15 protein-coding genes are annotated in these 20,601 nt (G+C 74.5%); 10 read left to right on the forward strand and 5 right to left on the reverse strand.

The genetic code is table 11. The features are described from left to right. Positions 1-2: 2 nt before the first annotated feature. The 3 genes from FH609_RS29295 to FH609_RS29305 all read left to right on the forward strand — a co-directional run bounded on the left by FH609_RS29295 (position 3) and on the right by FH609_RS29305 (position 5,652). Positions 3-3,497 carry a DNA polymerase III subunit alpha gene (locus FH609_RS29295; protein ID WP_139674845.1) on the forward strand — a complete coding sequence of 1,165 codons (3,495 nt, stop codon included), beginning with the start codon at positions 3-5 and terminating at the stop codon, positions 3,495-3,497. Beyond that, positions 3,494-4,540 (forward strand): hypothetical protein, encoded by a 1,047-nt coding sequence (locus tag FH609_RS29300; protein ID WP_226962038.1) that lies wholly within the window; start codon positions 3,494-3,496, stop codon positions 4,538-4,540. The genes FH609_RS29295 and FH609_RS29300 overlap by 4 nt, the downstream gene beginning before the upstream one ends. A gap of 182 nt (positions 4,541-4,722) precedes the next feature. Then, the gene (locus tag FH609_RS29305) at positions 4,723-5,652 is read left to right on the forward strand and encodes an esterase/lipase family protein (protein WP_139674842.1); all 930 of its coding nucleotides are present in this window, start codon (positions 4,723-4,725) and stop codon (positions 5,650-5,652) included. Between the two features lie 7 nt (positions 5,653-5,659). On the opposite strand, the gene FH609_RS29310 is transcribed toward FH609_RS29305, so the two are convergent. Then, entirely contained in the window at positions 5,660-6,322 is a 663-nt protein-coding gene (locus tag FH609_RS29310) for a pyridoxamine 5'-phosphate oxidase family protein (RefSeq protein WP_139674839.1), read from the reverse strand. A 330-nt stretch (positions 6,323-6,652) separates the two neighbouring features. Here FH609_RS29310 and FH609_RS29315 point away from each other — a divergent pair, with 330 nt between their 5' ends. From FH609_RS29315 to FH609_RS29325, 3 genes are all read left to right on the forward strand, one after another. Continuing rightward, positions 6,653-8,209, forward strand: a complete 1,557-nt coding sequence (locus FH609_RS29315) for a pyridoxal phosphate-dependent decarboxylase family protein (RefSeq protein ID WP_139674836.1) — start codon at positions 6,653-6,655, stop codon at positions 8,207-8,209. Continuing rightward, positions 8,206-9,657, forward strand: coding sequence for a lysine N(6)-hydroxylase/L-ornithine N(5)-oxygenase family protein (locus FH609_RS29320; RefSeq protein ID WP_139674833.1), 1,452 nt, complete (start codon positions 8,206-8,208; stop codon positions 9,655-9,657). The genes FH609_RS29315 and FH609_RS29320 overlap by 4 nt, the downstream gene beginning before the upstream one ends. Before the next feature lie 77 nt (positions 9,658-9,734). Then, the gene (locus tag FH609_RS29325) at positions 9,735-10,103 is read left to right on the forward strand and encodes a GntR family transcriptional regulator (protein WP_139674905.1); all 369 of its coding nucleotides are present in this window, start codon (positions 9,735-9,737) and stop codon (positions 10,101-10,103) included. A gap of 120 nt (positions 10,104-10,223) precedes the next feature. Here the strand turns inward: FH609_RS29325 and FH609_RS29330 are convergent, their stop codons facing one another. The 4 genes from FH609_RS29330 to FH609_RS29345 all read right to left on the reverse strand — a co-directional run bounded on the left by FH609_RS29330 (position 10,224) and on the right by FH609_RS29345 (position 16,120). After that, positions 10,224-10,979: an N-acetyltransferase gene (locus FH609_RS29330; protein WP_139674830.1), complete on the reverse strand. Its 756-nt coding sequence runs from the start codon at positions 10,977-10,979 to the stop codon at positions 10,224-10,226. Positions 10,980-12,389: 1,410 nt separating this feature from the next. Next, the gene (locus FH609_RS29335; RefSeq protein ID WP_139674827.1) at positions 12,390-14,072 is read right to left on the reverse strand and encodes a glycoside hydrolase family 13 protein; all 1,683 of its coding nucleotides are present in this window, start codon (positions 14,070-14,072) and stop codon (positions 12,390-12,392) included. A 55-nt stretch (positions 14,073-14,127) separates the two neighbouring features. After that, a complete protein-coding gene (locus FH609_RS29340) occupies positions 14,128-15,204 on the reverse strand; it encodes a LacI family DNA-binding transcriptional regulator (protein WP_122181870.1) in 1,077 nt (358 codons plus the stop codon). 208 nt (positions 15,205-15,412) lie between these two features. Then, positions 15,413-16,120, reverse strand: coding sequence for a hypothetical protein (locus FH609_RS29345; RefSeq protein WP_139674824.1), 708 nt, complete (start codon positions 16,118-16,120; stop codon positions 15,413-15,415). Between the two features lie 288 nt (positions 16,121-16,408). Here FH609_RS29345 and FH609_RS32015 point away from each other — a divergent pair, with 288 nt between their 5' ends. The 4 genes from FH609_RS32015 (at position 16,409) to FH609_RS29365 (ending at position 20,365) form a co-directional block, all read left to right on the forward strand. Continuing rightward, on the forward strand, positions 16,409-17,593 hold the full coding sequence (locus FH609_RS32015) for a helix-turn-helix domain-containing protein (RefSeq protein ID WP_226962039.1): 1,185 nt from the start codon (positions 16,409-16,411) through the stop codon (positions 17,591-17,593). Positions 17,594-17,630: 37 nt separating this feature from the next. After that, positions 17,631-18,599: a pirin family protein gene (locus FH609_RS29355; RefSeq protein WP_139674821.1), complete on the forward strand. Its 969-nt coding sequence runs from the start codon at positions 17,631-17,633 to the stop codon at positions 18,597-18,599. Between the two features lie 262 nt (positions 18,600-18,861). Then, the gene (locus FH609_RS29360; RefSeq protein ID WP_139674818.1) at positions 18,862-19,518 is read left to right on the forward strand and encodes an SDR family NAD(P)-dependent oxidoreductase; all 657 of its coding nucleotides are present in this window, start codon (positions 18,862-18,864) and stop codon (positions 19,516-19,518) included. An 82-nt stretch (positions 19,519-19,600) separates the two neighbouring features. Further along, complete coding sequence (locus tag FH609_RS29365) at positions 19,601-20,365, forward strand: SDR family NAD(P)-dependent oxidoreductase (RefSeq protein WP_139674815.1); 765 nt, start codon at positions 19,601-19,603, stop codon at positions 20,363-20,365. The last annotated feature ends 236 nt before the right edge of the window (positions 20,366-20,601 follow it).

Here is a 20,601-nt window from a genome sequence, read left to right on the forward strand (position 1 = left end):
CGATGGCGGGGTTCACGCATCTCCATGTGGCCTCCGGGTTCTCCCTCCGCTACGGCGCCTCGCACCCCGAGCGGCTCGCCGAACGGGCCGGTGAACGAGGGATGGAGGCCGTGGCGCTCACCGACCGGGACACCCTGGCCGGCGCCGTCCGGTTCGCCAAGGGCTGCGCCAGGGCCGGGGTGCGCCCGGTCTACGGCGTCGAGTTGGCCGTCGGCCCGCCCGAGGAGCGCGAACGCACCACCACGCAACGTCGGCGCACCCCCGTGCGCGGGGGCGCGTTCACCGACGAGTCCGCGCCCCGGGTGGTGCTGCTGGCCAGGGACGGCGCGGCCGGCTGGGCCGAGCTGTGTCGGCTGGTCTCCGCCGCCCACGCGGTCGGCGGCGAACGCCCGCTGCTGCCCTGGTCCGAGCTGGCCGCCGGCGGCGGTCGGGGCGTCGTCGCGCTGTTGGGCCCGGAGTCCGAGCCCGGCCGGGCGCTGACCGCCGGCCGCCCCGACCGGGCGGTGCGGCTGCTGGCGCCCTGGCGGGAGCTGTTCGGCCCGGCGCTGCGCCTGGAGGTCGTCGCCAGCGGCCCGGCGCGCACCGCCGCCCGCACCCTGGGCCTGGCCGTCGAGACCGGGATCACCCCGGTCCTCGGCAACGCCGTCCGCTACGCCGACGAGGGGCAGGGCCCGGTGGCCGACGTGCTGGACTCCGCCCGCCGGCTGGTGCCCATCGACCCGCGCGGCACCCTGGACAACGGCGAGCGCTGGCTGAAGGACCCGGCCGCGATGGAGCGCGCGGCCGAACGCGTCGTCCGGGACGCCGGCTACGGCCCGAAGGCCGCCCGGCGGCTGCTGGAGCACACCGCCGAGACCGCGCTCTCCTGCCGGGTCGACCCCGAGGACGACCTGGGCCTGGGCAGCGTGCACTTCCCCGAGCCCGCCCTGGTCGGCGCCGAACGGCGCACCGCGGCCCGGGTGTTGCGCTCCCGCTGCGCCGGCGCGATGGTGCTCAGGGGGCACGCGCGGGACCGCGACCGCTGGGCGCGGCTGGAGACGGAGCTGGCGATCATCGAACGGCTGGGCTTCGCCTCGTACTTCCTGACCGTCGCCCAGGTGGTGGCGGACATCCGCGCGCTGGGCATCCGGGTCACCGCCCGGGGCTCGGGCGCCGGCTCGCTGGTCAATCACCTGCTGGGCATCGCGGCGGCCGACCCGGTGGAACACGGGCTGCTGATGGAGCGGTTCCTCTCCCCGCGCCGCCCGGTGCTGCCCGACATCGACGTGGACGTCGAGTCGGCCCGCCGGCTGGAGGCGTACCGGGCGATCTTCGACCGCTTCGGCGAGGACCGGGTGGCGACGGTCGCCATGCCGGAGACCTACCGGGTGCGGCACGCGGTGCGGGACGTCGGCCTGGCGCTGGGCATCGAGCCGGCCGAGGTGGACCGGCTGGCCAAGGCGTTCCCGCACATCAGGGCCGGCGACGCGCGCGCCGCGCTGGCGGAGCTGCCCGAGCTGCGCGGGGTGGACGCCGACGCCTACGGCCCCCGGATGTGGGAGCTGGTCGAGGCGCTGGACGGCCTGCCGCGCGGGGTAGCCATGCACCCGTGCGGGGTGCTGCTCTCCGACGCCTCGCTGCGCGCCCGCACGCCCGTGGTGCCCACCAGCGGCGAGGGCTTCGCGATGTCGCAGTTCGACAAGGAGGACGTGGAGGACCTCGGGCTGCTCAAGCTGGACGTGCTGGGCGTGCGGATGCAGTCGGCGATGGCGCACGCGGTGGCCGAGACCGAACGGGCCACCGGCGAGCGGATCGACCTGGACCGGGTGCCCGAGGGCGACCCGGAGACCTACCGGCTGATCCGCTCCACCGAGACCCTGGGCTGCTTCCAGATCGAGTCGCCCGGCCAACGGGACCTGCTGGGCCGGCTGCAACCCGTGGACTTCCACGACCTGGTGGTCGACATATCGCTTTTCCGGCCGGGTCCCGTCTCGGCCGACATGGTCAACCCGTTCATCGACGCCAAGCACGGCCGGCGCGCGGTCCGTTACGTCCACCCCGACCTGGAGCCGGTGCTGCGGGAGACCCATGGCGTGGTGGTCTTCCACGAGCAGATCATCGGGGTGATCGCGACCCTGACCGGCTGCGACGCCGGGATGGCCGACGAGGCCAGGCGGGCGCTGTCCGACGCGGAGCGCCGGAGGCGGGTGCGGGTCTGGTTCGCCGAGCTGGCCGAGCGGCGCGGCTACCCGCCCGAGGTGATCGCGCGGGCCTGGGAGAGCGTCGAGGCGTTCGGGGCCTACGGCTTCTGCAAGGCGCACGCGGTGGCCTTCGCCGTGCCGACCTACCAGTCGGCCTGGCTGAAGGCCCACCATCCGGCCGCGTTCTACGCCGGGTTGCTCACCCACGACCCCGGGATGTACCCCAAGCGGCTGCTGTTGGCGGACGCCAGGCGGCGCGGGGTGCCGGTGCTGCCGCTGGACGTGAACCGGTCCGACGCGGCCTATCGAATCGAACTGGAGTCTGAATCCGGGTGCTGGGGCGTCCGGTTGGCGCTGGGCGAGGTGAAGGGCATCTCCGAGGACGAGGCGGCCAGGATCGCGGCCGGCCGCCCGTACGCCTCGCTGACCGACCTGGTCAACCGGGCCGCGCCCAGCCGCCCGGTGGCCGAACGGCTCGCCACCGTGGGCGCGTTGGACTCCTTCGGCGAGAACCGGCGCGATCTGCTGCTGCACCTGGCCGAGTTGCACCGGCAGCGCCGGGGGCGTGCGCCCGGCGCGCGCCAGCTGCCGCTGGACGAGGGGGGCGCCCACGCCTCGCCCGCCGGCCTGCCCGACCTGGACCGGGACGAGCGGCTTGAGGCCGAACTCGGCGTGCTCGGGATGGAGACCCAACGGCATCTGTTGACCGATCACCGCGCGTTTCTGGACGAGTTGGGGGTCATCGACGCCCGCCGGCTGCGCGAGGTCGAGCACGGCGCGACGGTGCTGGTGGCCGGCGCCAAGGTCGCCACCCAGACGCCGCCGATCCGCTCGGGGCGGCGGGTGATCTTCGTGACCCTGGACGACACCAACGGGCTGGTCGACCTCGCCTTCTTCGAGGACAGCCACGCCGCCAGCGCGCACACCGTCTTCCACTCCTGGCTGCTGCTGGTGCGCGGCACCGTCCAGCGGCGCGGCCCGCGCACCCTCAGCGTGGTCGGCCAGATCGCCTGGGACCTCGGCGACCTCGTCGAACTCCGCGCCGCCGGCGGCCTGTCGGCGGTCGCCGAGCACCTCGCCCACACCGAGGAGGCGGCCGCCGCCGCTGCCGCCGAGGACGCGCCGGCCAGCGAGGACGCGCCGGCCGGCGAGGACGCGCCGGCCGGCGACGCCGGGCCGGCGCCGGGCGCCGTGACCCGGCGCGTCGAGCAGCCCGGCGGCCACGACCTGCACCCCTGGGCCGACCTGCGGCCCGCCGGCGAGTCGCCCAAGGCGCCGCGCAAGCTCTGGCACGCCAGCCCGGGGAGCGCCGGATGACCGAACAAGAGCGTGGGATGAGCGAACGGGGACGCGGGATGAGCGAACGGGCCGTGCTCCACGTCCGTTTCCTTGGCCTGTCCGATCGCCGGGGCGAGGGCCACCACGAGTTGGTCCGGCTGCTGGAGGACCTCACCCCCGTGGTCCGCTCGCTGCCCCCGGACGCCGCGCTCGCCGATGTCCGGGGCGCGCTGCGGTACTTCGAGGCCGACGCCGAGCGGCTGGCCGGGCTGGTCCGGGTGCGGGCCCTGGCCCGGCACGGCGTGGACTGCGCCGTCGGCGTGGCCGGCAACCCGCTGCTGGCCCGGCTGGCCCTGGTCGGCCGGGACGGGCCCGGGGTGTGGGTGGTGCCCGAGGACCCCGAGGGGATCGCGGAGTTCCTCGCCGAACTGCCGGTCGACGCGCTGCCCGGGGTCGGCGCGGCGACCGCGCGTTCGTTGGCCGGATACGGCCTGGGCGCGGTGGGCCGGCTGGCCGCCGCGCCGCCGGCCACCCTGCAACGGGTCCTCGGCGCCGGCCAGGCCCGCCGGCTGCGCGCGCTGGCCAGGGGCGAGGACCCCACGCCCGTCGTCCCCGGCGCGCCCGAGCCGACGCTGGCGGTCGAGCACCGCTTCGGCCACGACGAACTCGACGCGGCATGGCGCCACCGCGCGCTGCTGAGCCTCGCCGACGAGCTGGGCTACCGGCTGCGCGGCGCCGGCCAGACCGCCCGCGCGCTGACCCTCACCGTCCGCTACGCCGACCACGCCACCACCACCCGCCGCCGCGAGCTGGCCGAACCGACCGCGCACACCCCGGCGTTGCTCGCCCTGGCCGACACGCTGCACAACGCGCTCGGCCTCCAGCGCGCCCGGGTGCGCGCGGTCGCGCTGCGCGCCGAGGGGCTGGCCGCCGCCGACCGCGCCACCCGCCAGCTCTCCCTCGACCCGGCCGACGAGCGGCGCCGCCGCGCGGAGCAGGCGGCCGACCGGGCCCGGCGCCGGTTCGGCGCCGGGGCCGTGGGCCCGGCGGGCCGCGCCGGCCGGCCGGGGCGGGCCGCCTGACCGGGCGCGGGCGCACGCCGAGCGGGCGTCAAGGGGCGTTCCGTGGACGAGCCATGGACGAGCCGTGGACATTTCTTCACCGTCGGCGGTGTGGGCGCGCGGGGTTACCCGCCCGTAACTTGGCATGAGCCCGTCACTGTGACTCGGGCCACATCCACCACCCTCGGGTGAGGAGAGCCGCCATGCCCCTCGCGAAGTCCGGACCGTCGAAGAAGCCCCGACTCGCCCTGTTCGCCGGCCTGTTGGCCCTGCCGCTGCTCGCCCTGCCGGGCGGCGCCGCCAACGCCGCCGCCAACGCCGCCGCCAACGCCGCCGCCAACGCCGCCGCTCCCGCCGCCGCCAACGCCGCCGCTCCCGGCGGCGGTTGGAACCGGGCCGACTGCGTCTCCGAGCACCCGCGCCCCGTGGTGCTGGTCCACGGGACCGGGGCCAACGCCACCGTGAACTGGCTGGGCCTCGCGCCCTATCTGGTCGAACGCGGCTACTGCGTCTACTCGTTCGACTACGGCCAGCTCCCCGGGCTGCCCGTCTTCCACGGCCTCGGGCCCATCGAGGAGTCCTCCGCCCAGCTGGCCGCCTTCGTCGACGAGGTGCTGGCCACCACCGGCGCCGCCGAGGTGGACCTCGTCGGCCACTCGCAGGGCGGGATGATGCCCCGCCACTACCTGAAGAACCACCCGGGCGCCGCCGACAAGGTGGGCGCCCTGGTCGCCATCGCGCCCAGCACCAACGGCACCACGCTGCTCGGCCTCACCAGGCTGCTCGACGTCTTCCCCGGACTCGCCGACGCCATCGACGGGTTCTCCCCGGCGCTCACCCAACAGGTCGTCGGCTCGGACTTCCTCACCGAGCTGAACGCGGACGGCTACACCGTCCCCGGCGTGGACTACACCGTGATCGCCACCCGCTACGACGAGGTGGTCACCCCCTACCAGAGCCAGTTCATCGACGAGCCGGGCGTGCGGAACGTGCTGCTCCAGGACCTCTGCCCGCTGAACGTCTCCGAGCACGCCACGATCGGGCTCACCGACCGGATGGCCTTCCACGAGGTGGCCAACGCCCTGGACCCGGCCACGGCCGAACCCACCGACTGCCGGCACATCTTCTCCTGACGGACGGTTACTCGCCGTAGAGCCGCTGCGCGTAGGCGGGGCCGTAGTGCTCCTCCAGCGCCTCCAGCGACTCGTCGGGACGGTCCAGCGCCTTGGCGAGCCGGGCCCTGGCCGGCAGCGCGTCCGGCCGCCAGGTCTCCGGCTCCCAGGCGCGGGAGCGCAGGAACGCCTTGGCGCAGTGGTGGAAGACCTCCTCGATCTCCACCAGCAGCGCCAGCCTCGGGCGGTTCCCCCGGACCACCATCCGGTCCAGGAACGGCGCCCGACTCACGATCCTGGCGCGGCCGTTGACCCGCAGCGTGTCGCCCCGGCCCGGCAGCAGGAAGATCAGCCCGACGTGCGGGTTGCGCAGGATGTTGCGGAAGCCGTCCACCCGGCGGTTCCCCGGGCGGTCCGGGATGGCGAGCGTGTGGTCGTCCAACACCAGGGCGATGCCGGCCGGATCGCCCTTGGGCGAGACGTCGAGCCGACCCTCGGCGTCCGAGGTGGCGATCAGGCAGAGCGGGGAGTGCGCCAACCACTGACGGTCCAGCGGGTGCAGCGCCGTGCGCACCTTCTCCCTGGTGTACGAGGCGGGCTCGCCGACCAGCGCGGTCAACTCCTCCTCGCTGGTGACCTCGTGTATCTCCTCGGCCTCTCGGGCCAGCTCCGACAGCTCCCCGGTGTCCATCGCCCCGCTCCTTCCGACGGCTCCACCCCTGTCGGTGACCCTACGCCCGCCCACTGACAAACCGGTCACCGGGACGGCCGCCGACGGCGGCGCGCGGGCGGGCGCCGTCTCGGGTCGTGGGACGGCTCGGTTGACAAAGTTAGGTGTGCCTAACCTAAATTGTCGGGGGTCGTCGTGTCGGGTCGATTCCTCAACGGCGGCCCTCGGCACCGTCGTTCACCCAACCGCCGCCCGGCGCACCGGGCGGCCGCTCAGCCGCGCACACCCCACGCACCCCACACACACAACAGCCGCGACACCCGAGACAAGGGACGTCACCCACTCATGAGCATGTCCGGCCACGTACCAACCGTGCCCGCGCCCACCCCGCTGCTGGAGCCCGACCTGCTGGCAGCCGACCCCGAGGGAATCGTCGAGGTCGGCCGCCTGGTCGGCGAGTTGACCAGCGAGGCAGCCAAAGCCCTCCGCCGCAGAGGCGGCCCGCTGCCCCCGCTCACCCCCGTCGAACTGGCCCATGTGGTGGACGCCCAGCTCCCCGAGGGCCCGCTGCCCCGCGAGGGCGGCGGCCGGGACGCCGTGCTCGCGCTGGCCAGGGCCTACGCCAGCTACACCGTCGACCTCGCCGACCCCAGGGCAGCCGCCCACCTCCAACCCCCCGCGCTGGGCGTCGCCACCGCGACCGACGTGCTGGCCTCCGCGTTCAACGCCTCCGTCGACACCTGGGACAGCGGCCCCATCGCCGTCGAGCTGGAGAGCCGTCTGGTGCGCGCGCTCACCGCGCTCGCCGGCTACGGCCCGCGCGCCGACGGCGTGCTCACCCCCGGCGGCACCGCGTCCAACCTCCAGGCGCTGCTCATCGCCAGGGACACCGCGCTGCGCGCCCAACGCGACATCAGGGGCGAGGGACTGACCGGACTTGCCACCAAACCGATCGTCTACTGCTCGGAGTTGGCGCACTTCTCGGTGGCCCGGGCCTGCGCCGTGCTCGGCCTCGGCGAGGACGCGGTCCGCCCCGTGCCGGCCGACGAACACCGCCGGATGACCGCCGACGCCCTGGAGCGCGCGCTCGCCGAGAAGACCGACGAGGAACTCCCCATCGCCGTCGTCGCCACCGCCGGCACCACCGACTACGGCTCGATCGACCCGCTGCCCGAACTCGCCGCCGTCGCCGAACGCCACGGGATGCGGCTGCACGTGGACGCCGCCTACGGCGGCGGCGCCCTCTTCTCCGACCGGCTGCGCCCGCTGCTCGCCGGCATCGAGGCCGCCGACTCGATCACCATCGACCTGCACAAGACGGCCTGGCAGCCGGCCGCCGCCAGCGTGCTCCTCGTCCGCGACGGCGCCGACCTGACCGCCAGCACCGGGCTGCGCGTCGCCTACCTCAACCCCGACGACGACGGCGCCGCCGGCTACGACGGGCTGCTCGGCCACTCCCTGGCCACCACCCGCAGGGCCGACGCGCTCAAAGTCGTCGCCACCTTCCTGGCGTTGGGCCAGCGCGGCGTCGGCGCGATGCTGGAGGCCTGCCACGACCTGGCCACCTTCGCCGCCGACGCGATCGCCGCCCGCCCGCGCCTGCGCCTGACGGCAACGCCCGTGCTGACCACCGTCGTCTTCCGCTACATCCCGGCCGGCGGCACCGGCGAAGGACCGGCCGACGCCGCCCGCGCCGACGCGATCAACGGCGCCCTGCGCCGCCGGCTGCTGCTCCAGGGCCGCGCCCTGATCGGCCGCACCGACGACGTCGCCGAGGACGCGACCGGGGGCCGCGTCCGGCTGAAACTCACCCTGCTCAACCCGCAGGCCACGCGGGACGACATCCAGGAGCTGCTGACCGCCGTCGAGGTGGCCGGCCGCGCCGTGGAGACGGAGGAACTCCCGTGACCGAGCCGGACCTCGACCTCGACCTGGCGGCCGTGGGCATCGGCCCGTTCAACCTCGCCCTGACCGCGCTCGCCGACGAGGTGCCCGAGCTGCGCTTCGCCGCCTTCGACCGCCGCGAGCGCTACGACTGGCACCCGGGCCTGATGTTCGACTGGGCCTCGCTCCAGGTCGGCTTCCTCGCCGACCTGGTCTCGCTGATCCGGCCCACCAGCCGCTGGTCGTTCCTCAACTACCTGGTCGAACACGACCGGATGTACCCCTTCTACATAGCCGAGCGCTTCCACGTCCCGCGCCGCGAGTACGCCGACTACTGCGCCTGGGCCGCCGCCCGGCTGCCCGGCTGCCACTTCGGCGTCGACGTCACCGAGGTGACCTGGGACGAGGCCGCCGAACGCTGGGTGTTGACGCTGCGCGAGGTCGCCACCGGAACGGTCAGCACCCGGCGCGCCCGCCACCTCGTGCTGGGCGTCGGCACCGAACCGGCCCTCCCCGAGCCGCTGCGCCGCCTCGCCGGTGAGGCGTCCGGCCAACGAGTCTTCCACTCCGGCGAGTTCCTGCACCGGATCGACGCCGTCGCCGAGGCCGGCGCCCGTTCCGTCACCGTGGTCGGCTCCGGGCAGTCCGGCGCCGAGGTCTTCCTCGACCTGCTGCGCCGCCAGCGCGACGCGGGCTGGGCGCTCAACTGGCTCACCCGCTCCTGGGGCTTCGCCCCGCTCGACTACTCCAAGCTGGTCCTGGAGTACACCACCCCCGCCTACATGCGGTACTTCAACGCCCTGCCGCCGGCGACCAGGGACCGGCTGATCGCCTCCCAGTGGCAGCTCTACAAGGGCATCGACACCGAGACCATCGACCTCATCCACCAGGAGCTGTACGACCACCTCCTCGACGGCGACCGGCCCCCGGTGACCCTGCTGCCGGCGACCGCCGTGCGCGGCGCCGATCTCGCCGACGGCGGCACGGCCTCCGCCGACGGCGGCACGGCCTCCGCCGACGGCGGCACGGCCTCCGCCGACGGCGGTGCGATCCGCCTGACGACCTGGCACGCCGACACCGAACGGGAGGCCGTCCTCGCCACCGACGCGGTGATCGCCGCCACCGGCTACGCGGCCCGCCGCCCGGACTGCCTGGCGCCCGTCGAGAAACTCATCGCCTGGGACGAGCACGGCCGTTACGACGTCTCCGAGGGCCACCGGGTGGCGACCGTTCCCGAGGTCACCGGCGGGCTCTTCGTCCAGAACGCCGAACTGCACACGCACGGCGCCGCCGCCCCCGACCTGGGCATCGGCGCCTACCGCAGCGCGTTGATCCTCAACGCGGTCGCCGGCCGGGACGTCTTCCGCATCCCGCGCAGCACCGCGTTCCAGACGTTCGGCTCGCCGGGTTCGCCGGGTTCGCCGGCGGGGCCGCCCGCGACTCCGCCCGCGACTCCACCGGCCGGCGGCTGAGCCGACCGGCACACCGGAACCCGTCCGGCGAAGCGCCGGGCGGGGACCCGTGGGGCACAATCGGGCCGATGAACGGGATGACAGTGCGCATCGACCCCGACTCCACCGTGCCGCCCTACGAGCAGCTGTGCCTCCAGGTGGCCGAGCAGGCCAGGGGAGGCCGGCTGCCCGTCGGCTACCGGCTGCCCACCGTGCGGGCGCTGGCCGCCGAGTTGGGCGTCGCGGTGAACACGGTGGCCAAGGCGTACCGGACGCTGGAGGCCGACGGCGTCGTGGAGACCAGGGGCCGGCAGGGCACGTTTGTGGCGTCCGCGCGGACGGCCGCCGCCCGGGAGGCGGCGGCCGCAGCCGAGGCGTTCGCCCGGCGGGCGAAGCGGCTCGGCCTCGACGCGGACGCCGCCGTGGCGGCGGCGAGGGACGCGGTGCGCGCGGCCTACGCGGAGTAGTTCTTCTGCGGAGCGCCGTGCGCGCTGCGCGCGCCGGCGGGGCGGGCCGGCGCGGGGCGGGTTCTGCGGGTTCGGGTGCGGGGTTCGGGTGCGGGTTCTGCGGGTTCGGGTCCGGGGGGCTCACAGCGGGTGGTGCACCCACACGCCCGGCTCCACATAGACCGCGATGTCCTGCTCGACGCTGCACTGGACCGGCACCAGCGCGCCCGGCACCACGACCGGCCCCGACGTGTCGAACGGCAGACCGGTCCAGGAACGCCACTCCGCCAGCGTGCCGGGGATGACCATCGCGCGTTTGCAGGTGCCGACGATCCGGCCGCCGGCCCGGACGTGCACGCGCAGCCACGGGTCCTGCGGCAGACCGTCCTCGCGGACCAGCGCCGCGTACGCGTCGATCGGCAGGTCGGGAACCAGATGCTTGCGGTTCGGCCGCACCGGCGCGACCAGTTGGTCGAACCCGAGGCGGGCGGCGTTCTCCCGCATCGCCGCGAGCATCCGGCCGGACAGGCCGGTGCCCTGGAGGTGCGTGGCAATGGTGATCTCCAGCGCCGAGACGAGGTTCCGTGGCCGGCCGAGCTGCCGGTCCCGCGCCGAACGCCAGATCACCCCGTCCCAGCCGTCCTCGGGAAGCTCGCCGCGCGCCGGGTCGCCGTCCCAGGCGAACGGCACGCAGAACGCGCGGGCGACCGCCTGGTCCGGCGCCTCGGCGTCGTAGGCGACGAACGCGTACTCCGGGTGCGCGGTCCTGACGTCGCTGTAGTACAGCAGGGCCATGGGGTCCTCATCCATGAACGCGGGCCAGGGCTCGCTCTCCGCGTTCCCGAAGGACGACTTCAGGTCGGGTCGCTCGGCGACCGTCACGATGCGTAGATCCATGCCCCGGACGGTAGGGGTGTCGGCGCGCGACGAACACCTGGTTTTGCCGCGCGGCCGGGGGGATGGGTGAACGGGGTGGGGTGGGTGCGGGTGGTGTGTTGGGTGCGGGGTTTGTCTGCGGGCCGGTGGCCGGTGCGGGTCAGCCCGACTGGTCGTTTGTTGGTCGACGAGACTCTGGGGTGTGGTGGGGGTTCTGGCGCGGGCTACTACGCCGGGCCTATGTGGCGCACGGTCGGCCGGGTGCGGGCGTAACGAATGCCGGCAGGAGGCTGGCTGGGAGGGGGGGGCGCGGCTTCCGGGAGGTGGGGTTTGTTGCCGCTGGGGGTGGTGGGTGATGGCGACCGTGCCTTCCGGGCGCGGGACTGCGGCTTGTTCGGGGGTCGTTTGGTGGGTGGGGGCGTGCGTGGCGCGCACCGGCTTCGCCGGCCTGCCCCGGCATGTCGCCCGTCTTGGACGTGACCGATCGTCGGGCGTCTCACGGGACCGGTGCTGGTTGTTCGGGTGGGGCGGGCGGTGGGTGGGGTGTTCGGTTAACGACCACGCTGCCGCGCGAACATCGCCTGCCGTCTTGGTAGTCCGCGCGCCGTCGACTTCCGGGGAGGGGGTCGGGGACTTTTTTCTAGTTGCCCGGCGAGAGTTGAACGCTTCGTTCAACGGCCCCGGCTCGCAGAGCCGTGCCCCCGCGAAGATCCGAACGAGACGGACCTATCCGGGCCCGCCCGGAGGGCCGCCGCCCGTTCGGCGACGGCCAGCCGGTGCCGGGCCTTCTGCCGCAACCCGGCCCGGCCCGAAGCTGGTCCGGTCGCCCTCAACCCGGAGCCCGGAGCCCGGAGCCCGGGCCTCGCCTCCGGCAGGGCCGCTCGCCAGGCTGAAAACTCCACCTCCGGCCCTGTCAGCCCCACCCGGCCAGGCCCGTCCGGGCCGCCCACCCAACCTCGGCCGCCCGGCCAGGGCTCCCTGCCAGGCCCGTCCGGAGGGCCGCTCACCCGGCCAGGGCCGGTCCAACCACGCCCGGAGGGCGGGCCCAACCTCGGCCGCCCGGCCGGGGCTTCCGGCCAGAGCCCGCTCGGCCAGGGCACCCCGTCCGGAGGGCCGCCCACCCGGCCAGAGCCCGCCGGCCAGGGCTCTGGCCAGAGCCGGCCCAGCCCCAGTCTCCCGGCCGGGGCTTCCGGCCAGAGCCCGCCTGGCCAGGGCAACCTCGTCCGGAGGCCGCCCACCCGGCCAGGGCCGGGCCCCGGCCCCGGCCAAGGCACCCCGTCCGGAGGGCCCCACCCGGCCGGGGCACCCCCGGCCCTCCGGCCGGGTCTCGGCCGGGGCCCCCGGGCCTCGGCCTCTGCTGAGCCCGCCCGGCCAGGGCTGGGCCCCGGCCTCTGCTGAGCCCGCCCGGCCAGGGCCGGGCCCCGGCCTCCGCTAGGCCCGCCCGGCCAGGGCGCCGCCGCCCCAGAGCCAGACGGTCGTGTCCGGCGGCAGATGCCCGTTCGTGAGGCGTTCGCTGGCCAGCAGCACGCCCCAGTTCTTCGGCAACGGGTACGGCTCACCCGAGAAGTTGACCGCGCAGCGCAGCACCGGCGAGCGTTCGAACGCGAGGACCCCCTCCGGCGTGGTCAGCCAGCGCAGCGTCCCCGCGCCGAAGCCCGGCTGCTCGCGGCGCAGCCGCAGCGCCGAGCGGTACAGCTCCAGCATCGACCAGGGGATGCCCGACTGGGACTGCGCCGTCAGGCTCTTCCACTCGGCCGGCTGCGGCAGCCACGGCTTGGTGCCCTTGGGCCCGAAGCCGAACGGGCCGTCGAGCCCGGACCACGGCAGCGGCACCCGGCAGCCGTCGCGGCCGCGCACGGTGTGGCCCGAACGTTCCCACGTCGGGTCGGCCAGCACCTCCTCCGGCAGGTCCTCGACCTCCCAGAGGCCCAACTCCTCACCCTGGTAGACGTAGGCGCCGCCCGGCAGGGCCAGGGTCAGCAGCGCCGCCGCGCGCGCCCTGCGGGTGCCCAGTTCCAGGTCGGTCCCGCCGCCGGCCGTGTCGTGCTCGTGGGTGCTGGTGTCGTGCCGGCCGTAGCGGGTCACGTGCCGGGGCACGTCGTGGTTGGAGAGCACCCAGGTCGGCGGCGCGCCGACCTCCGCGAGCGAGGTCACGCCACGGTCGATCACCTCCCGCATCGCCTTGGGCTCCCAGGAGCACTTCAGATAGGGGAAGTTGAACGCGGTGTGCAGCTCGTCGGGCCGCAGGTACCGGGCCAGCCGGTCCTCGCGCACATGGGCCTCGGCGACGAAGACCCGGTCGCCCGCGTAGGAGTCCGCGATCTTGCGCCACTCCTGGTAGATCTCGTGCACCCCGTCCTGGTCCCAGTGCGGGTGGTCCTCCCGGTGCCGCTCGTGCTCGAAGAGCGCGTCGGCCGGGATGTCCAGGTCGGGCAGCGCCGGGTCCTTGACGAGGCCGTGCGCCACGTCGATCCGGAAGCCGTCCACGCCCCGGTCGAACCAGAAGCGCAGGATCGACTCGAACTCGTCCCGCACCTCCCGGTTGGCCCAGTTCAGGTCGGGCTGTTGCGAGGCGAACAGGTGCAGGTACCACTGGCCCGGGCTGCCGTCCGGCTCGGCGATCCTGGTCCAGGCCGGGCCGCCGAACCGGCTGCGCCAGTCGTTGGGTGGCTGGTCGCCGTCCGTTCCGCGGCCGTCCCTGAAGACATAGCGCTCCCGCTCGGGGGAGCCGGGCGCGGCCGTCAACGCCTCCCGGAACCAACGGTGTTGGTCGGAGGTGTGGTTGGGCACGATGTCCAGCACGACGCGCATCCCGAAGGTGTGCGCCTCGGCGATCAGCTCCTCCGCCTCGGCGAGGGTGCCGAACGCCGGCTCGATCGCGCGGTAGTCGGCGACGTCGTAGCCGCCGTCGGCCATCGGGGACGGGTACCAGGGGTTGATCCACAGCGCGTCAACCCCCAGTTCCTGGAGGTAGGGCAGACGGGCACGCAGACCGGCGATGTCGCCGATCCCGTCGCCGTTCCCGTCGGCGAAGCTTCTGATGTAGACCTGGTAGATGACGGCGTCGGCCCACCAGGGCGCGGCCGACTTCTGGTCAATGCGGGTGCGGGGCACGTATCTTCCATTCCTCTTGCGAGTTGACCCTGGGAGATGCGCGGTCGGCGGCGGCTCACCGCGCGGTGGTGCTGTGCTGGTCCGGTTCAGGTCCCGGCCGAGGTGTGGAGTGATATCGGGGCGGATGTTCCCGAGCCGCGCCGGTGGTGCCCCGGACGACCAGCCGGGTCGGCACCACCACCCGGGTGGGCTCCTCGTCCCCGCCGGACAGGGCGTCCAGTATCTGGCGGGCGAGCAACTCTCCCTGGTGGGCTACGGGTTGCGCGATCGTGGTGAGATCGAGCAGCTCGGCCGTCTCGTGGTCGTCAAACCCGATGACCGAGACATCGTCGGGGGCGGTCAGCCCCATGCGGCCCAACGTCCGCAGGGCGCCGAAGGCCATCTGGTCCGACTCGGCGAAGACCGCCGTCGGCGGCTCCGGCAGGCTCAGCAGCTGTGCCATCGCTGACGCACCCTCGTCGATACTCAGATGACCCGGCACTTCCAGATCCGGGTCGTAGGCAATCCCGGCCTGCGCGAGCACCGTGCGGTAGGCGTGCTGGCGAACGATCGGGGTGGTGAACCCCCGAGGATCTCCGGGGGCGGCGGTGATCATACCGATCCTGCGGTGCCCCAGGTTGATCAGGTGGCGGACGGCGGTGCTCGCGCCCTCCGCGTTGTCGATGGAGACGTGCCAACAGCCCGGAACGCGGGTGCCGAGCACGGCGATCGGCACCTCCATCGACGCCAGCGCCTCGCTCTCGGCGGTGGAGAGCGGGAGGTTGAGCACGATCAGGGCGTCCACCCTGCGGCGCAGCGGCATCCTGGTGAAGAACCGCTCGTGCACCCGCTCGTCGCCGAGGTTGTACAGCAGCAGATCGAGGTCGTGGGCGCGCAGCACCGAGTCGATGCCGGCCAACACCTGGCTGTAGAACCAGCGGTTGACGAACGGCACGACCACGCCGACCGTTCCCGTCCGGCCGGAGGCCAGCGAGGAGGCGTGCGGGGAGACCGAGTACGACAGCTCCTCCGCCGCGCGCAGCACGCGCTCGCGGGTCGCGGCCGACACGTTCGGCAGCCCGCGCAGGGCGCGGGAGACGGTCGCGGTCGACACCTCCGCGCGCCGGGCGACATCCATGATGCTCGCGGCCATAACCCTCCGATCACGGCAGTGAGCCGAACGTACTGCCGACCCCGGAGGTAATGCAATCGCTTACATGAAAAGATCTTGTGCTTTCGGCCAACTCGGGGCAGAGAGCGTCAGGTTGACGCCTGATGACCCGACAAAACACCGCAACACCGCGCTGTAAACGTGTGCATGAGAACAGCACACGACAACAGCGCGGCGCGGCGGATCGTGCCTACCCCTCCAGCCGGGCCAGCGCGGCCTCGGCGGTGGCCAGGAACTCGGCCACCGGCGCCTGTGACAGTGTGCCCATCTGGCCCCAGCGAACCACCGTGACGAGGCTCCCTTCCCTGATCACCGCGAAGAGGTTGACATCGTGGGCGGACTCCGGTGGGGCGGTGTGCACGCCGACGACCCGCGCGTAGTCCGCGCCCGCCACGCCCCCGAAGTCGTCCCAGGACGCGGTGGCGCCCGGGTGCTGCCACAGCCACTCGGAGGCGCAGTTGGTGCTCGCCTCGTCCAGCACCTCGACCAGCCCGGCGGCCGCGCCCTCGCTGCCGAGGTCCATCACCACCTGGACGGCGGTGGTGTCCAGCTCCGTCCAGTGGGTGACGTGGGCGACGTTCTCCTCGGGCAGCAGCGGGTCGTAGCAGAAGACCGGCACCTCGGGCAGGCCATCGACCGGCCCCTCGCTGTACCAGCCGTCCGGGTGCTCGGGCAGCTCGTCGCCGGTGAGGAACGCGTCCGCCGGTATCGCGGCGGCTTCCGTCACACCGCTCGTGCCCGTCGCGCTCGCCCCGGCCCCGTTCGCCGTGGCCGGCTGGTCGGCGGTGGCCGTTCCGCTGAGCGTGGTCACCGCCAGCGCGCCGGCCCCGAGCGCCGCGCCGGCCGCGATCGCCAGCCCGCGCACGGTTCCCCGCGTGGTCCCTCGTGTGTGCCGCATCGGCCCATCCCCCTCGTCTGTCGTTCCGTTGGTGGTTCGGTTGTTCGTTCCCGTGGGTGTCGCTTCTCCGGCAGGCTCGGCGGGGCCGGGGGGCGGCGGCAAGCGCGGCGGCGCCATCTGGGACGGTGGAACGGCCGGGGCCCCGCTGACGTCGAAGAACGTGAGCCCCTGGAACGCGGAACGGGACGCCGGACGGGTCGTGGAACGGCGCGCGCCACGTTCGGGCGGGGACGCTCAACGGGCACCGGTGATCAAGGGCGATCAACGGGGAACACACGCGGGGGAGTCGTGGGGGAGTCGAGCAGGGACAACCGGCCGGCCGAGGAGTTGGCGGCCCGGCTGGGCGCGCTCAAGGAGCGCTCGGGGCTGAGTTTCGGCGCGCTGGCCAAGCGCCTGCACACCAGCACCTCGACGCTGCACCGCTACTGCTCGGGCGCGGTGGTGCCGGCCGAGTACGCGCCGGTCGAGCGGCTGGCCAGCGCCTGCGGCGCGCGGCCCGACGAACTGCTCGCGCTGCACCGGCTCTGGCTGTCGGCCGACGACGCCAGAAGCCGGCCGGCCGCCGAGCCCCGGGCCGCCGAGGCGGCGGCCCGGGCCGAGCCGACGGCTCCGGAGGCGGCGGCCCCCGAGCCCGCGGCGGCCGCCCCGGCGGCCGCCCCGCCTGCGGGCCGCTCCCGGCGCCGGCGCCCCTGGTCGCTGGTCCTCGTGCTGCTGCTGGTCGGCACGCTGGGCGGCTGGGGGGTGTGGAACGCCCGCCCCTCCGGCGGCGGTTCGGCCGCCGCCCAGGCGAACCAGGCCGCCCGGGACGCCGGGAGCCCCGGCGACGAGCCCGCCCCGCCGGATGCGGCCGGGCCGGGGCCGCTGGAGTACTCCGTCCGTTCGCACGTCTGGGCCGAGGGCTGCGCCCACCGCTACCTGGTCGACCGCGCCCCCGACGCCGTTCCGCCCCCGCCGGTGGCCCAGGACGCCGAGGAGTGGGCGGCCCGACTGGGCGCGGTGCACGGGGACGCAACCATCCTGGAGGCCACCGTCACGGCCACCGGCGAGCAGCCGGTCGTCGTCGAGGCGATGCATGTGCGGGTGACGGAGCGCCGCCGGCCGCTCGCGTGGTCGGCGTACGACATGTCCATGGGCTGCGGCGGCGCCCTCACGCCCGCCGCCTTCGAGGTGGACCTGGACGCCGAGCGGCCCCAACCCACGCCCAGGGACGGCTACGACGCCATGAGCGAACGCGAACTCACCGCGCCCCGGCTCCCGTTCGCGGTCACCGCGCGGGAGCCACTGGCGCTCCGCATCGAGGCGCGGGCGGCCGCCTGCGACTGCGACTGGTTCGTCGAACTGGAGTGGAGCAGCGGCGGCGAGCGCGGCACGCTGCGGCTGGACGACGGGGGAGTGCCGTTCCGCACCAGCGGCGGGGGTGCGGGGGAGGCGTGGCAGCACCAGGAGGAGTTGGGCGGCTGGTCGCGCGGCTGACCGAAAATGGTCGGTAGAAGTGGGGCAGGATCGACCCATGAGCAACCTTGACCAGCGGCCGGCCCCCACCCTCTGCGGCGCGGCCCGCCACACCGGGCCGGTGCGGGAACTCCAGGAGGGCCGCCGGGTGCCGCTCGGCGAGTCCACCGTCGTCCGACGACTTCTGCCCACCCTGGGACGTCGAATGATCGGCGCCTGGTGCTTCGTTGACCACTACGGACCGGATGACATCACCGACACCCCGGGGATGCGGGTGCCGCCGCATCCGCACATCGGGCTCCAGACGGTCAGTTGGCTGCACGCCGGCGAGGTGGTGCACCGGGACAGCGTCGGCTCGCTGGCCACCATCCGCCCGCGCGAGCTGGGCCTGATGACCTCGGGCCGGGCCATCGCCCACTCCGAGGAGTCGCCCCGCCCGCACCGCGACGCGCCGATCCTGCACGGCGCCCAGCTGTGGGTGGCGCTGCCCGACCCACACCGCCATGTCGCCCCCGCCTTCGAGTACCACGCCGAACTGCCCCGGGTCACCGGCGGCGGCGGGCTCGACGCCACCGTGATCCTCGGCACCCTGGACGGCGCGGCCTCGCCCGGCACCACCTACAGCCCGCTGGTCGGCGCCGACCTCACCCTGGCCGCCGGCACCGACGCCCGGCTGCCGCTGGAGGAGGACTTCGAGTACGCGGTGCTGACCATCGAGGGCGAGTCCGAGGTCGACGGGGTCCGCCTCGCCCCCGGCTCCCTGCTCTACCTCGGCGAGGGCCGCACCGAACTCCCGCTCCGCGCCGACGACCCCGCCTCGGTCCTGCTGCTGGGCGGCCTCCCGTTCGAGGAACAGCTGGTCATGTGGTGGAACTTCATCGGCCGCACCCAGGAGGAGATCGAGACGGCCCGCAGGGACTGGGCCGACGGCCAACGCTTCGGCACCGTCGAGGGCTACGAAGGACCACGCCTGTCCGCGCCCCCGCTGCCGCCAACTCCCCTGAAACCGCGCGGGAGAACACGCTGACCGGCGGTCTTGTTCGATCCATGACGGGCGACTCCTCGGGAGTGAGGCTGAGCGGCAGCATGTCGAGGAAGTCAGCGAGGCCGCGCTGGCGAGCTGGGTGGGGCGCATCGGTGGGCGAAGCCTTTCCACGGGGATGGTCGGCGTCCGTCGAACCCGGGGACACCTTCCGGGTGGGAGTCCCCGCTGGGAGGGGTACTCGTAGGGACTTCCGAGGTCGGAAGGGGCAGCCTAGGGTCGGCGTCGGACCGGAGAGAGGAACGTCATGACGACGATCGCGATCATCGGGGCCGGGCCGGGGCTCGGCGCCGCCGTTGCCCGGCGGTTCGGGCGTGAGGGTTTCTCCGTCGCGCTGGTCGCGCGCGGTCGGGACCGGCTCGACCGGCTGGTCTCCGACCTGGTGGCCGACGGCGTTCGGGCGCGTGGCTATGTGGCGGACGTCCGCGACCGGGGCGCGCTGGCCGGCGCGTTGGACTCCGCCGCGACGGAACTGGGGCCCGTCGAGGTGCTCCAGTACAGTCCGGTGCCCAGCGCCGCGTTCCTGCGCCCGGTGTCGGAGACGAGCGTGGAGGATCTGGCCGCTGCGGTGGAGTTCTCCGTTCTCGGGCCGGCCTCGGCGATCGCCCGGGTGCTGCCCGGGATGCGGGAGTCGGGGCGCGGGACCATCCTGCTGGTCAACGGCGCCAGCGCCGTGACGCCGAACGGCGCGGTCGCGGGCACCTCGACCGCGTTCGCCGCCGAGTCGGCGTACGGGGCGATGCTCCACGACGCCCTGGCGTCGGAGAACATCCACGTCGGGCAGCTCGTTGTCCCCGGCGCCATCGGTGGCGGCGATCCCCTCTTCGCCCCGGACGCGCTCGCGGGGCGGCTGTGGACCATCCACGCCGAGCGCGGTCCCTACCGCACCACCGTCGGCGGATGAGGACGGCAGGACCCGTCGCCGGCACCGCCGCCGGGGCGGTGCCGATTCCCATGGGGGCATGTCGGAGCGGAGGACACGGCTGATGGCACTCGTTCTCGTCACCGGCGCGTCGACCGGGCTGGGGCTGGCCACCGTCCGTGAGCTGGGGGAGGCCGGGCACGACGTGGTCCTGCACGCCCGCGCTCCCGAGCGGCTGGCGGACCTGGACCTCCGGGGCACGGCGCGGGAGGTGGTGTACGCCGATCTCTCCCGCCTGGAGCAGGTCGTCCGTCTCGCCGAACGGGCCGACGGGATCGGCCGGTTCGACGCGGTGATCCACAACGCGGGCGTCATCGGCGGGCCCTCGGTGTTCGCCGTCAACGTCGTCGCCCCCTATGCGCTGGCCGCGCTGATGACCCCGCCCCGGCGCACCGTCGTGCTGAGCAGCTCGTTGCACCGGGGCGGCTCCACCGGTCCTGAGGCCCTGGACTTCTCCCGTCCCGAGGCCGGCCGCCGTCCCTATGACGACTCCAAGCTCCAGGTCACCGCGCTCGCGATGGCGCTCGCCCGGCTCCGCCCCCACGACCTCGTGCACGCCGTCGACCCCGGCTGGGTGCCCACCCGGATGGGCGGCCCGGGCGCGCCCGACAGCCTTCGGGAGGGGCATCGCACCCAGGTCTGGCTCGCCACCGCCGACGCGGCGGACATCGAGCCGCGCACCGGCGGGTACTGGCACCACGGGGCGCCGCGACACCCGCATCCCGCCGCCGTCGACCCGGCGTTCCAGGACCAACTCCTCGACGCGCTCGGGGCGTTCACCGGCATCCCCCTGCCCTCGGCGTCCCGGTCGGACCGGGACCCCGGATGAGCGGTGAACGGGTGCCGTCCGCCGTCACCCTGGCGTCGGAGGACGGTCGTCGTCGCGTGGTCGCCCAGGGGCACCACCCGTATCCACCGTGACGGCTTGCCGGCGTGGGTGGTCGGGGCGTTCGCGGAGAAGTACGACGGCTGGGACATCACCGTCCCGTACGCGCCCGAGGACGTCCGCGTGCTGCTGGGCGGTGTATCCGGCGTCCAGAGGCGCGGCGGAGCGCCGCGCCGGGG

The organism is Streptomyces sp. 3MP-14 (genome assembly GCF_006334905.2).
In the GTDB taxonomy this organism is placed as follows: Bacteria; Actinomycetota; Actinomycetes; order Streptomycetales; family Streptomycetaceae; genus Streptomyces; species Streptomyces triticirhizae.